Genomic DNA, 12,634 nt, shown 5'->3' on the forward strand with positions numbered 1-12,634 from the left:
AAACCCCGCCGCGCCGCTTTGCGTTGCCTGTCGTACCGGCCCCGTGGCCGCAGGAGGTCTTGATGCCCGCCGAGACGACGGCCAAAGAGCCGGCCGCCGAAGGCGTCGTCCCGGTGCCCGCCGGCGGCCTGCCCGGACGGCAGGCGGCCGCTTCGGTGTCCTCGCCTCACGGTGCCCCCGGTGCCGCCGGCCCCTGTAGCACCCATGCAGTGCCTGCCGGTGGGGCAGGGCCGTTCGACGCAGCGGACGCCGAGGTGTTGCTGCACGCTCTCGCCATGCAGCTGCCCTTCGACCAGCTGCCCCCTCTTCTCGTCCGCCGCCCTGGCAGCACTGTGGAGTGGGCCGCTGCGGACACGGCGGCCTGGCTGAGCCGGGCCGCACGGCATTGTGCCCATCCCGGCGTCGTCACCTTCACAGCCTCCTGGCCCCTGCCGTCGGCTGCCGGCCCTCCGACCGCTTGGGCCTGGTGGAACGGGCTTCAGCAGTACCTGCGCTACCTCACCGCCTGCACAGCCGGGACAGCGGTGGCAGAGTTTTCCGCCTGATCAGCGCAAGCTGCGCGCTCACCCCCGTCAGCACCTACGTTCCAGCGGGGCGGGCGGCACGGGCGCGGGGCGTCAACCCTGCACGGCGGGGGTGAGTTCCAGCGTCACTCCTGCCTCGAAGAGCGGGATGAGAATCCTATGGGTGATGTCTGCAAGAGAGACCTGGCCGGTCACCGGATCCTGTCCCGGGGCGGGATGCCACAGCGCCTCCTGCGTGTGGAGGGGGAGAGTGAATCTGCACTTTCCCACCCAGTAGGCAAGCTCGTTGTAGATGTGCGGAAGGGGCCGGCGGCTGTCACCGTCGCCCGAGAGCACGCCCAGGAACTCCGCGGCGCAGCCCACGGCCCGCGTATGGGCGTAGCTGATGTCTTGCTTGCGGAGCTGAACAGCAAGGGCAAGCACCTCCTCGTAGCTGAAGGGCAGGGCTGCGTAGACCTGTGCATGGCTGGCTGTCATAGTCTGCTCCTCTCTTGTGGGGCGGGCGTGCATGCGCGCTTTCCTGACCCCTCCGGTGGCTCAGCCCGCGCCCTGGGGTGCATCCTCGACGGCCGCCGGCTCAAGGGCGTTCTCGCCGGCCGTGGGCTTGGCAGCCGACTCGACACGGTGTGGGGACTCTCAGCTGTGGCGGCTCTCCGCCGCGCGTGGCCATGCCACCAGGCGATACTTCTCGTCCAGGACGGTGAGCGAGGTGCGCACCAGCGTCCCGCCGCGGTCGCGGCATACGGCGGCTTTGCCGTGACGGCAGTCCTCCTCCACACCGACCACGGTGAGTTCGGCCGGAAAGGTCTCGTCCGCCGCGTCTATCAGTTCCCAGATCTGGCCGGGCGCGATCACGGTGTAGATGTTGCCGGTGGCGTAGGCGATGCAGGCGACGTTCAGGGCAGTCTGGTTGCTCAGCAGGTCCTCACGCTCCAGCCGCTCGCGGTAGCTGTTGATGAGTTCCGCCGCCCGGACGGAACCCACCACGAGGTCGAATCGGCTGATCAAGGTATCCCCCTGTGCGTGAGGTGCCGGGTTCTGCCGTTCATCGTGAGGCCCGGCGGTCACGTCACCGACGTCTGCCCGGGCCGTCTTTCGGGCCCACCGGCATGCCCCTTTACGCGGAGCGGGGGCACCGTGTGGAGGCCGGCAGTGCGGGGTGGGGTGCTGCCCTGCGCCGCTGCGCCACCGTCCACCGGCCCTTGGCTGATTTCAGCGGGTGAGTTCGCCCGCCGCAGCGGGTCACAGACGGGGTCATGTCGGCCGGCAGCGCGGTCACCCTGCGTGCACAGGCGTGGGCGGTGGCTTCGCCGGTCCAAAAGCCCGCGGCGATCTCGGCGAGGGTGGTGTGCTCAACACGGATACACCAGGGCCGCCATGGCCCCCTGGGCTGGCGCAGCCTGCAGCGGCAGTCACCCTCCCGGGTGACAGTCAGCGTCGACGCCCGCTCGAGCGGGCGCGTGCGGCGGGCCGAGTACGCAAGGGCAGTTCGCCCGCAGGCAAGGGCCCTGGCCGGCGAGTCGGGACATGAGACATGCCGCTCACCAGTTTCGAAGGCCTCCCCCTGCCACGCCCGCGCCCGTCACCCGGCGGGGGTCACTCGCAGATTCGGGTCACCTCATGGCGCAGACCAGGCAGGGCACAGCCCTGCACCCGGGCGAGGACATGCCGCCTCGAGGCGGAGGCGGGCCCGGTCGGACAGGACCGGTGTCGCATCGCAGCCTGTGGGTAGGTGCGGCGGCAGGGCGGCAGGCGCCGCTTTCGCACCGGCCCTGCCGCCGGGTCACCCACACGCATTGAACCGTCAAGACGGTGACAGACCGGGCAGGCCGGCTTGAGATGGGCGGCGCCGGGAGCACACACCCGGCGCACTTGCGGTAGCGGACGCCCGGGCCGCAGCCGAAATGATGCCCCGGCCGCAGCGGTACAGGTACCGAACCGGCCTGTATATGTGCTTGGCTGTGCCACGTACACGTGCGCTTGAGTATGAGAACAGCAAAGGAAGGTCATCTTCATGTCAGGCATGACGGCCACTGCCGCAGATGTGACATCCCAGTACACCACCCAGGTGACCAGTGACCTGGAACACAACGTCCAGGAGCAAGAACGCCTCGGCGCCGAGATCTCGGCGCTGCAGGAGAAGCTGTCCCGTCTGCAGCGCGACCACAGTGTCCTGGTGACCGTGGCTCAGGCTCTCGGCGTGAGCGCACCGGCACCTGCGGGCACGGGCGCATCCACAAGCCCGCTGCCTTCGCCGCGGCACCAGGAGCCCGCGCCGCTGGACGCCGAGCGGGACACGCCGGCAGTGCAGCCGCCCGCTCCCGCAGCAGCCACGCCCTCCACGACAGCCAAAAACAACGCGCGGCGCCCCTCGTCGGACACGGACGACAAGCCGACCCTGGTCGAACTCACCCGCCGTCGCCTGGCCGGGCAGGAGCAGCCGCACTCTGCCGCTCAGATCGCGCAGGCCCTGCAGGACAGTCACCCCGAACGCGGCATCAAGATCACCGTCGTCCGCACCACCCTGGAGAACCTCGTGGCCAAGAACCAGGCCCGGCGCACCAAAAAGGGTTCCTCCGTCTTCTACAGTGCGCCCGCCGCCCCGCAGGCCGACTGACCGGCACGCAGCACACCCCCGGCCCGCGGACAGCAAAAGGGCCGGGCGGGTGCGCCCCACACAGCCGGACCCAACCACCGGCGTATCTCCCGGCACCACAGGACAGACCTCCCCACACCACAGGGATCACGTCCCGCTCGGCACACAAACCGGTCACCCACGACGCTCCGGGCGTGCCGGGCCGGGCAGACTGCCGTCCTGGAAGTCAACAGGCAGGACGCGGCCCGAAACCCAGCGAGGTGACCACCACCGACGACGCCGCCACCACGACTGCCTGCACCAACGCGGGGACGCGGCAGCGGCCCACCGCGACGATTCCCCACGAGGAACTGCACACCAAGGGTTACCCGGTGCCGCATCAGCCGCATCAGGCAACGTTCGCCCGTCGGGGCGTGTAAGGGACTTGGGTCTTCCAAGGATTTCGTAGCCGGCGGTCGGTGGAGTGTCAGTCGAGCAGGATACGCCGGCGCAGGAGGGGGCGCTTGGCCCGGCCGTACATCTGCCGCTTGACCGGTTTGATCTTATGGTTGACGCCCTCGGTTCGCCCGTTGTGGTTCGACAAGGTGAGGGCGGCATCGACGGCGTCACGGTCACGTTCGAGGCCGGTCGTGCAGGAGCCAAGGAAGGACAGATGGGCGCCCCGGGCCCGGGTGATCCACGGAGTTGGCTTGTCGGCGTTGCCCTCGGCCGGGGCCGGCAGTTCGGCAAAATCACCTGCCAGGGCGGTCAGGATGGTCATTTCCGGGCAGGCACCGGCGAGTTGGTCGCGCAGGGTTCGCCGGTCCTCGCGCAGGTTCCCGGGTTGGTGAGCAGGAGGCCGGCGGCCCGGCGCCGGGAGAGGCTCGCGTGGCCGGCCTCGACACGCCCCTGGGTGACGCAGCGGACCAGGAATCGGCGCTGCCGGTGTAGCCCACTTCCCTGATCTCCCGCAGGGTGCGTGACGGGGACAGCCGGGTCCTCCGCCCGGCGCTCGCGCAGGTGCTCGCGGTAGGGGCCGACCAGGGTCGGCCGGTACTGATGCGCGAGGCCGAGATCTCGAGGATCAGCCCACGGTGGGCGGCTTCACGCGCCGCGATCCCACGGCCACGGTCGCTGCGGACCCGGTCGAGCGGGACTTCACCGCACCCGCCCCGAACCGGCTGTGGGTCACCGACCTCACGATGACTGCGACCGGTGAGGGGCCCTTGTGGCTGTCCGTGATCCGGGACGCGTTCTCACGTCGGGTGGTGGCCGGGGAGACCTCCGCCCGCGCGGACGCCGACCCGGTCCGGGGCCTGGCGGAGTCCAGGTTATTCCCTCACGAAATTGACTGGGACGTCATCGTGACCGAAGACGATCATGTACGTGCTGAACGCCTCTTCATGCTCTGCCGCGAGACCGTTGACCTGCAGCCTGTACCCAGAATCGCACTCGTCCTCAATCTTATAGATGAGAATCTGCATCCATCCCTTGTCCCAGGCGAGTTCGTTCTGCTGCTGCTGACTGTAGAATTGCGGGCTCGACGTTCCCCAGAGGATGAGCGTCCGGCCGGTGAAGTAGGCATAAACGAAATCGGCGCCCTCTGCTGTGCCAGCGCCGTCCACCACGTTCAAAGGTGCCTGGTCCAGCAGGGTCTCGTTGTGCAGGGTCAGACCGGCCAGGTTCAGGCCTTCGTCCCCCGGCAGGTTCAGACCGTCCCCGTAATACAACTGAGGGACTTCCGCACCGCCTTCTTCCAGTTTCTCGAGGTATTCTTCCTTTTCCGGGGACAGCCATGCCAGGCGGTCGGCGACCTGTGCGTACGCCTCCTGACCGATCAGGCGCTCCAGGTTCTTTGCGTTCACGTCCATGTCGTCAAGGCCCTTCGCGAGAACAGGAACCTTCCCCCACTCCTCGTCCGCCCACAGCAAGATGCAGCCAGCTGTACCGACTTCTGGCTCCTTGTAATCAGTCTCGAAAAATCGGAAGACCCGCGTCTGAGGGCCGTAACCGAAGACGAAAACCGGGTCCCCCTCCACGAGGGTCAGAAGCTCGGCAGCCGGAATTCCAGCCACCCACGCATTCCATTCATCGGCAGGAACCAGCTCAGGCCAGCCCGAATCGAACGGGCCCATAAACCCCTTCTTTCTGTCACCGTCCACAGACAACGTAAAAAATCTTCCCTCGGGTTCGCTTGTAACTCCAATCCCCCGGGTCAGCACAATAGAGTTCCAGGTGTAAGCGGTCATCCTGTACCTCCGCTCTCCTGAGCCAAAGTCAACTATTGCCTCATGGGTGTCCGGGTTGAACGAGCCCCACGGAAGACTCCATACCCATTTTGCATGCTCCTTCGTATGGCGAGGCGCAAAGGGACCGAATGAATCTTTCTGCTTGGTAAACGATACGAGAAGGATCTCTCCGTCCACCGTCGTCAGCTTGTAAGACTCCGTATGACGGGGCGAACAATTTTCCTCCGGCATTTTTATTACGCGCGACGTGCAGTCGACGCCTTTGTGGCAGAAGGAGATAACGCCTGCAGCTTCGTCGAACTTTGCCTCGTCGAACTTTGCGGTGATGGCCTTCCATTCCTGCTCCGTCATCAGTTCGGAGTGCGCTGCGGGATCGATGATCATCTTTTTTCGGCCAGGACCGAATTGCGAACCGGGTTCGAAGGCGAAGCATCCTGGAGTATTTATGGCAATTTTCCCCATTCGCGCTTCCGCGTCCACAAGGAATTTCTTGTACTCGTTGCGCTTGACGATGTATGCAGGCATGTCGTTGAGCAGGAGGACCAGGGTGCCGTAGCGGTGCAGCTTTCCCCTCATTGCGGGCAGCTTTGACTTCCACAGTGCGAATGGGTCAACGCCCGGCTTCATCGGCAGGAAGTACCTCCGGTCTGCGAGGGATGCAACAAAGACTCCATCGGATGCAAGAATCTTGTGGTATTTCCCCTCGGCTCCAAACTCCGGCTCGGCCGGCCATGTACCCTGCCACAGGTACCGCTGTTCTTTACCGCCTTCAGTCGTGACAGTGACGACCGAGTCTTTGAACACGCCCTCGGGGAGATCGTTCAGCCAGGTGTTCCATTTCTCCACGCTGAAGAGGCCGAGCTTCGGGTCTTCCGGCCGCACCGGCACGTTCCGGCCATCGATGTCGATCCGGTACCATCCCCCTGGTTGTTTCGTGTCGACACGAGTGGGGGCCAGCTTGAGGATTTGCTGGATCTTTTCCGGGCTGACCCGGTAGCTTACGTTGCCGGCGCGGAGCAGACCGTAAGAGATTTGGGCCTCGGGCAGCTTCATCAGGGCTCTGAAGTTCTGGTCGACCTTATACCGGTCGGCCAGACGGCGCGTCGCGCATATGTACAGCCGGCCGTCTTTCCGTGCCGCCAGGAAGAATCCTCCGGGAGAAGCCATGCCAAGGGCCTGCTCGGTCCACAGGCCTTGGAAGGTCTTCGCGGGGTGGAAAAAAGTGGTAGGGAGCGCGTAGAGGTCCGTGTTCTCGCCACCGGGCTGGACCAGCCAGACCCCTTGCAGTTTCGGGTCGATCTCTATGCGGACTGGTGCGGCATATTCCAGCCGGTGTGCCAGCTTCCTCCTTTTCCTGGCTTCCATCCTGGCTATCGCATCTGCCTGTTCCCTCGAAAGCCCTGGCCTGTTCGCCTCCTTCTGCGACTTCGATGTCAGGTACTCCTGCTTTGCCGTTGCGTAGGCGGTTTCCATTGCTTCAACGGCCGCCGGCCACTGTTTCTTGAACTCCGCGCAGATTTGGCGCATTGAATCTTCGCGTCCTTCACCCAGCCAGTAGGCGACCTGACCCTGCAGGGCCGCCGCCACCCAATTGTCGACCGGGCCCGAGGCGTAAACATGGAGAGCCGTCCCGAAAAGGTCACCCGTACCGTATTCATTACCGGCACCTTCTTCTGGAGAAGCATGTGCTTTTCCGGACTTGTTCTCCACGGTGATGTGGAAGAGCATTTCCGGTGCCTTGTAGACGCTCAAGGCCTTGCTCATGGAGTGATTCGTCCACACCACACCATCGATGACCATCTCCGGTGGGCTGTAGGGGCGTTCCGGCTTGGTCAGAGGCTGTGAAGCTTCCATCTCTGCAACTTCCTCGTCGGTGATAGGCGTATGGCCGAGTTTCACGTTCACTCCCCCGAGCGGCCAAGAAAAGAGACGAAAGGGAGACAGTCCGTGCCAACCAGGTGTTCCTGCTGCTCGCCATGTCCGTCGCCAGGGTTTGGCGGGGAGGCTGGGACATGGGACACGTCCCGTGTACCGAGGGACGTCGCGGACGGCTACGGATCGCCCTGTCGGGACGCGTCCCCTGCCCGGCGGCAGTGAATACCGCTCCGGGCAGGCGGCCGGCAGATCAACGCCAAGGCACGCAGCCGGTCACGTTGCGGGTCGGACCACGACCCGAAGCGGCACCGGATCAATCCTCCTTACCTTCTTGCTTGGGTTCGTCCTGGTCCTTCGTCCGATCGGGAGGCCCAGGGGTTCCGGGTGTGGCTGCCATCTTCATGCCGTTGGTGTGGCTCACTGTGACTGGCCGCCCGGAGCCCCGCGACGACTCGGCCGCTCATTGGGATGTGCGAACTGGATCGCTGTGTAAGGACACGTCGGCGAGGTCGTCTGCTGGGACATATGACGGACGACGATGGATTGCTCGCAGCCACTGTTGCATCGACCGGTTGAATCCAAGACGTCTTTCTTCGCGGCCGAGCGCGACCGGCCACACACACGCTCGTAGCGTTCATCGACGAGCACAAGGACCGCTTAGGCGGCGTCGAGCCGATCTGCCGTGTGCTGACCGCACGCGACTGCAAGATCGCCCCCTCCGCCTACTACGCCCACCACAAACGCCGGGCCGAGCCCGCCGCCCGCACCGCCCGCACCGTCCGCGACGTCGAGCTGAAGACGCTGATCACTCGGGTGTTCGAAGCTAACTACGGTGTCTACCGGGTCGTGTCCCGCAGTGTGGTGTAGCAGCGATCACAGCGAGGATGCAGGTCGCACACCCAATCAGCCTGCACGACTCCCCTTGGCTCTGGCTTCGGAGGAGGTCGCGTCATGGTCGGCAGTGTCGCGCCACAGGCACCACCAGCTGACGTAGCGTCAGATCCATCCGGCCGGCCGGCGCCTGCATCTGTCCCACGACCTGTACTTACGCGGTGATCGCTGCTACACCACTCGGCGGGACACCATTCTCCCCGCAGTCGGATCCTCGCCCGAGACACAGACCGCCTCCTTCTCCGGCATCGCTGAGTCGTCCACAACGACACAGCCCGGCTCCGGGGGAAGCTCAAACAGGCGGAAGCGGAAGCGTTTGGTTGCTGCTCGACTCACCGCTCGCTCTCCGGCCGCCGGGTCCCATCGTGGGTGCGTCCGCTGTACTCGCCGGTCTGCGGGTAGTCACGCGCACACGCCCGGACACGCGCCAAGACCGTCCGGTTCCTCACCGACCGAGTGGCGGCCGCCTCGCCAGCGCTCCGGAAGTGTCACGTAACGAACCAACGCGCACTTCTGGTTCGTTACGTGACAAATTCTCAGCCAGGGCGGCGGCGTAGTCTGTTCCCCATAGTCGTCATGTAACGAGCCGGGGGCCAGGTATGGCTCAGTGCGAGATCTGCGGAACCGAGCTGGTCCAAGGGCGCGGCCGGGCACGGCGGACGTGCTCAGGTGCGTGCAGGCAGGCGGCGCACCGGCGGCGACAGGCTGAAGAGCTCGCCCAACTGCGACGAACGGCGGCCGCGCAATCCGCACCGACGGATGCCCCGGCGCCTTCGCCGGACGATGGCCCGGCCGGATTGATCCGTGACACCGGCGCCGAACTTTTCGCCGCCGTCGACGCCGCTGCCCGGCGCGCGGCACGGCAATGGGAGGACGCCGGCAGTTCCCCCCGGACGAACGCCGAGGCCGTACGGTTCCTTGCCGACCGAGTCGCGGCCGCCATCCTCGCAAGCACGGCCTCCCCGGCCCGCGAGGAAAGACACGCGAAGAGGCAGCCGTAGACCTGGCAATGTGTTGGATGCGGGTCGTCACCAGCACACCGGAGCGCCATATCACCGGCAGCTCCTGATAACTGCAATCACAGTTATGGGGTGTGCCCGCGTTGTTGTAGTGGCTGTGCGGGCCCGTGTCTGGCTGAGTCTTCACCAGTGTGACCAGTGCAGATGGTTGTCAAGCCCCGGGTTTTATGGAGAGTGAGTCAGCTGGTTTTCTGGAGTGACGCAGGGGGTTTGACCGCGAGGTAGTGGGCGGCCTCGTGTTCGGCGGGGGTGACGTGGCCGAGCTCGCCGTGGAGGCGGCGCTGGTTGAACCAGTCGATGTATTCGGCGACCGCAATCTCGATGTCGTTGATGCCGGTCCACGGCCCCTTTGTTGCGGATCAGCTCGGCCTTGAACAGGCTGTTGAACGCCTCGGCCAGGGCGTTGCTGTACGAGTCACCCTTGGAGCCGGCCGAGGCCACGGCGGCCTCGTGTTCGAGACGTTCGGTGTAGCGCAGGGCTCGGTATTGGACTCCGCGGTCCGAGTGGTGCGTGAGGCCGGTGAGGTCGGCGCCGGTGTGCCGGCGCCGCCAGATCGCCATCTCCAGTGCGTCGAGGGCCAGGTCCGTATAGAGGGAAGTGGCGACCTGCCAACCGACGACCATGCGGGAGAAGACATCGATGGCGAAGGCCGCGTAGACCCAGCCGGAGAAGGTTGTGATGTAGGTGATGTCCGCGACCCACAGCTGGTTCGGGGCGGTCGCGGTGAACTGCCACTCGACCAGGTCCGCGGGCCGGTCGGTCTCGGGTGCGGGGCGGGTGGTGCGCGGGCTCTTGGCCCGGATCACCCCGCGCAGACCGGCCGCGTGCATGAGGCGCTCGACTGTGCAGCGGGCCACCTCGTGCCCCTCGTGCAGGAGGGCGGCGTGGAGTACTTCCAGCCGGTCTTCTTCTCGAAGGCCGTGAGGTCTTTCACCTGCCGGCCGGACGGCTTGACCCTGCGGACGATCAGCCGCATCCCCTTGATCCAGCCATCCCGGCGGTTCAGCCCGCTCAACTCGGCCACGAAGAGCCCTCCTGGAGGCTTCCGTTCTGCTTGAGCGAGGTCTCCCAGGCCCTCTCGGGCAGGCGGGCGATGGCCTTCTCGTCCTCGTCGGTGATGGTCCAGCCTGTGGTGAAGCAGACCGTGCGCCGCATGTTGTTCAGATCCCGCAGGTGTTCGTGCAGGCCATGGGTGGCGCCCGCGCCGTCCACCCGCACCAGGATCGTCGCCTTCGACCGGGGACCTGGGCGAGCGCCTCGCCACACTGGCCAGTTCGGCCTTTCCTGGGGCCGTCAGCACGACCCGGCCGTCGATGCCCGCCGTCCGGCGGCCAGCGTTGATCTCCGTGACCCGTCGCACGCTGACCAGCGGTTGCTGCGGCTGCGGAGCATCAGCTTCTGCAAGTTGCGAACCTTCTTCAGGTCCCCTGCCTGCGTCGCCGCGAGGATGCGCTGGCGCAGACGCCGTACGTTCTCCTCAGCAGTCCCGTATTCTGCCACGCTCGATTTTCCGCACGAACTCGTCGAGCATGTCGCCTGGCTGCTTTATGAACACCGCCAGGAGATCAACTCGCCCTGGCGCAAACTGGGTTGCTTCAAACAGGCCCTACTTGCACTCGCCCATCTACGCAAGAACGAGACGTATGCTCAGGTCGGAGCCGGGTTCGGGGTCTCGGAGGCGACGGCCTGGCGGTACGTGGAGGAGGCCGTGGAGGTCCTGGCCGCGTGGGCTCCCGGCCTGCACGAGGTCCTCGTCGGCTTGGGCGAGGGCGACTTCGTCATCGTCGATGGCACCCTGATCCCGACCGACCGCGTCCGTGCGGATGAGCCGTACTACTCGCAAAAACACCGCAAGAACGGCATTAACGTGCAGGTCGTCGCCGCATCGAACGGCACCCCGCTGTGGTTCTCACGAGCAACACCCGGCCGCACTCACGACCTGACCTCCGCCCGTGCCCACGGCATCGTCCAAGCCTGCTTGACCCGGAAGATCCTCGTCCTGGCCGACCACGCCCACCAAGGCGCCGGCGCCACGGTACGCACCCCCTACTACCACCACCGCGAACAGCCCGAGCACTACCAGCAGTTCAACCGCGACCACGCCCGCCTGCGAGCACCCGGCGAACGCGCCTTCGCCCAGCTCAAATCCTGGCAGGTCCTCCGGCGAGCACGATGTTCCACCAACCGCATCAGCCGGATCGTAAGGGCCATCCACACCCTCCTGACCTGCGGACACTCAGGATGAAAGAGGTTCACTCAACCGAACACGCAGAAGCCCTGCCCTCCAGGCCTGCCTTCAGGGAAACAGGACTTGTGTCGTGAACCGGCCTTCCGGTCAGCCCAGAGGCAGCCGAAGCTCACGATACTCGTGACGTACCGAGCATCTCGGCACCCATCGCCGGGAGAGTCCCTCCGGAACAGAAGGAAAGCCATGGAAAACACAAACACAAACCAAGAAGCAATAGTCGTTTACGAAGACGTGAACCCCCTTGAAGGTACCAATAAAGGCTGGTCCGGATCCCTCTACGCACATTACGACTACTCCACTGCCGTGTATTTCCAGAATGGAACTCCTGCGGAGGTCAAGGATCAGGGGCAAAGATTTGATATTTGGGTTCCTGAGGTTTCGCGAGATATATGGCAACGTAATGGGGTCAATTATGTGGGCCAAGCGCCCCTGGATAACGGTCAACCTGACCCCTACATTGCCGTGTTCACCCTGCTCTAATCGTCTGTGAACCTATTTCATCGTGCCTCTATTGATCTTAAGGCTGCTCTTGGCGATCTGTCAGGGCGGGCATAAGGGAGGTATGGGGACTTCGAATGGAGCGCGTTGGGGGCAGGCTGAGCGGGAGGCGGGCGGATGCAGGCTGCCGACCTGTTTGAACAGGGTGTGAGGCAGGTGCAGGTGGCCCGGCTGCTGGGTGTCCCGGCAGGCGGTCGGCCGCCGCGTGACCGTCACCAGCAGGCCCGAGCCGACACTGCCCGCGCAGCGAGTCCCGGCCGAGGAAGTGGTCCTGGGGGTGGACACCCACAAGGACATCCACGTCGCCGCTGTCATCACCACCCTGGGCGCTTCGCTTGCCCACCAGGAGTTCCCGGCCACCGCCGTCGGCTATCGCCAACTGCTGGCCTGGGCAAGGTCGTTCGGTGTCCTGCACCGGGCGGGCGTCGAATGCACCGGATCCTACGGAACCGCGCTGACCCGGTCCCTGTGCAGGGAAGGCATCGATGTCGTCGAAGTCAACCAGCCCGACCGTGCCACCCGACGCAAGCACGGCAAGACAGATGCCGTCGACGCGGACGCAGCCGCCCGCGCGGTGCTGTCCGGACGCGCCACCACCGTGCCGAAGACCGCGGACGGCCCCGCAGCGGACATGCGGGTCCTGCGACTGGCCAAGGAATCAGCCATCAAGGCCACGTACCCCGGCGCTCAAGGCCGTTGTCCTGACCATCGGCCCGGACCTGCGCGAACTATTCACAGATCTGAGTAACCGTGC

Annotated in this window: 14 protein-coding genes and 2 pseudogenes; 7 read left to right on the forward strand and 9 right to left on the reverse strand. The window is 65.5% G+C overall.

All coding sequences use genetic code 11. The features are described from left to right. The first annotated feature begins 62 nt into the window (after positions 1-62). Positions 63-545, forward strand: coding sequence for a hypothetical protein (locus OG331_RS04110; protein ID WP_406191650.1), 483 nt, complete (start codon positions 63-65; stop codon positions 543-545). A gap of 72 nt (positions 546-617) precedes the next feature. Here OG331_RS04110 and OG331_RS04115 read toward each other — a convergent pair whose 3' ends face one another. Continuing rightward, positions 618-1,001: a hypothetical protein gene (locus OG331_RS04115; RefSeq protein WP_406191652.1), complete on the reverse strand. Its 384-nt coding sequence runs from the start codon at positions 999-1,001 to the stop codon at positions 618-620. A 159-nt stretch (positions 1,002-1,160) separates the two neighbouring features. After that, positions 1,161-1,532 carry a hypothetical protein gene (locus OG331_RS04120; RefSeq protein WP_406191654.1) on the reverse strand — a complete coding sequence of 124 codons (372 nt, stop codon included), beginning with the start codon at positions 1,530-1,532 and terminating at the stop codon, positions 1,161-1,163. 1,006 nt (positions 1,533-2,538) lie between these two features. Between OG331_RS04120 and OG331_RS04125 the strand changes: the two genes are divergently transcribed. Together OG331_RS04125 and OG331_RS04130 are read left to right on the forward strand one after the other, a co-directional pair. Next, the gene (locus OG331_RS04125; protein ID WP_406191656.1) at positions 2,539-3,141 is read left to right on the forward strand and encodes a hypothetical protein; all 603 of its coding nucleotides are present in this window, start codon (positions 2,539-2,541) and stop codon (positions 3,139-3,141) included. Positions 3,142-3,380: 239 nt separating this feature from the next. Then, positions 3,381-3,539, forward strand: a complete 159-nt coding sequence (locus OG331_RS04130) for a hypothetical protein (protein ID WP_406191658.1) — start codon at positions 3,381-3,383, stop codon at positions 3,537-3,539. A gap of 47 nt (positions 3,540-3,586) precedes the next feature. On the opposite strand, the gene OG331_RS04135 is transcribed toward OG331_RS04130, so the two are convergent. Then, complete coding sequence (locus OG331_RS04135) at positions 3,587-3,880, reverse strand: transposase (RefSeq protein WP_406191660.1); 294 nt, start codon at positions 3,878-3,880, stop codon at positions 3,587-3,589. Between the two features lie 550 nt (positions 3,881-4,430). Beyond that, positions 4,431-7,247 (reverse strand): hypothetical protein, encoded by a 2,817-nt coding sequence (locus OG331_RS04140; RefSeq protein ID WP_406191662.1) that lies wholly within the window; start codon positions 7,245-7,247, stop codon positions 4,431-4,433. A gap of 660 nt (positions 7,248-7,907) precedes the next feature. On the opposite strand from OG331_RS04140, the gene OG331_RS04145 reads away from it, so the two are divergent. After that, the gene (locus OG331_RS04145; protein WP_406191664.1) at positions 7,908-8,090 is read left to right on the forward strand and encodes a hypothetical protein; all 183 of its coding nucleotides are present in this window, start codon (positions 7,908-7,910) and stop codon (positions 8,088-8,090) included. A gap of 1,222 nt (positions 8,091-9,312) precedes the next feature. Here the strand turns inward: OG331_RS04145 and OG331_RS04150 are convergent. From OG331_RS04150 to OG331_RS04170, 5 genes and pseudogenes are all read right to left on the reverse strand, one after another. Further along, positions 9,313-9,465, reverse strand: a complete 153-nt coding sequence (locus OG331_RS04150; RefSeq protein ID WP_406209700.1) for an IS3 family transposase — start codon at positions 9,463-9,465, stop codon at positions 9,313-9,315. Between the two features lie 61 nt (positions 9,466-9,526). After that, positions 9,527-9,991: pseudogene (locus OG331_RS04155) on the reverse strand (IS3 family transposase); the annotation flags it as partial. Further along, positions 9,937-10,158 (reverse strand): hypothetical protein, encoded by a 222-nt coding sequence (locus tag OG331_RS04160; RefSeq protein WP_406210907.1) that lies wholly within the window; start codon positions 10,156-10,158, stop codon positions 9,937-9,939. The gene OG331_RS04160 and the pseudogene OG331_RS04155, both read right to left, overlap by 55 nt. Next, a complete protein-coding gene (locus OG331_RS04165) occupies positions 10,146-10,346 on the reverse strand; it encodes a hypothetical protein (protein WP_406210909.1) in 201 nt (66 codons plus the stop codon). Before OG331_RS04165 ends, OG331_RS04160 begins: the two co-directional genes overlap by 13 nt. Positions 10,347-10,383: 37 nt before the next feature. Beyond that, a pseudogene (locus OG331_RS04170) lies at positions 10,384-10,634 on the reverse strand (reverse transcriptase N-terminal domain-containing protein); the annotation flags it as partial. On the opposite strand from OG331_RS04170, the gene OG331_RS04175 reads away from it, so the two are divergent. The 3 genes from OG331_RS04175 (at position 10,582) to OG331_RS04185 (ending at position 12,628) form a co-directional block, all read left to right on the forward strand. Continuing rightward, positions 10,582-11,379, forward strand: coding sequence for a transposase family protein (locus OG331_RS04175; protein WP_406191666.1), 798 nt, complete (start codon positions 10,582-10,584; stop codon positions 11,377-11,379). The pseudogene OG331_RS04170 and the gene OG331_RS04175 overlap by 53 nt on opposite strands. A gap of 186 nt (positions 11,380-11,565) precedes the next feature. Then, the gene (locus OG331_RS04180; RefSeq protein WP_406191668.1) at positions 11,566-11,862 is read left to right on the forward strand and encodes a hypothetical protein; all 297 of its coding nucleotides are present in this window, start codon (positions 11,566-11,568) and stop codon (positions 11,860-11,862) included. Between the two features lie 196 nt (positions 11,863-12,058). Further along, complete coding sequence (locus tag OG331_RS04185; RefSeq protein ID WP_406191670.1) at positions 12,059-12,628, forward strand: transposase; 570 nt, start codon at positions 12,059-12,061, stop codon at positions 12,626-12,628. The last annotated feature ends 6 nt before the right edge of the window (positions 12,629-12,634 follow it).

Source organism: Streptomyces sp. NBC_01017 (assembly GCF_045162795.1).
Taxonomy (GTDB): Bacteria; Actinomycetota; Actinomycetes; order Streptomycetales; family Streptomycetaceae; genus Streptomyces; species Streptomyces machairae.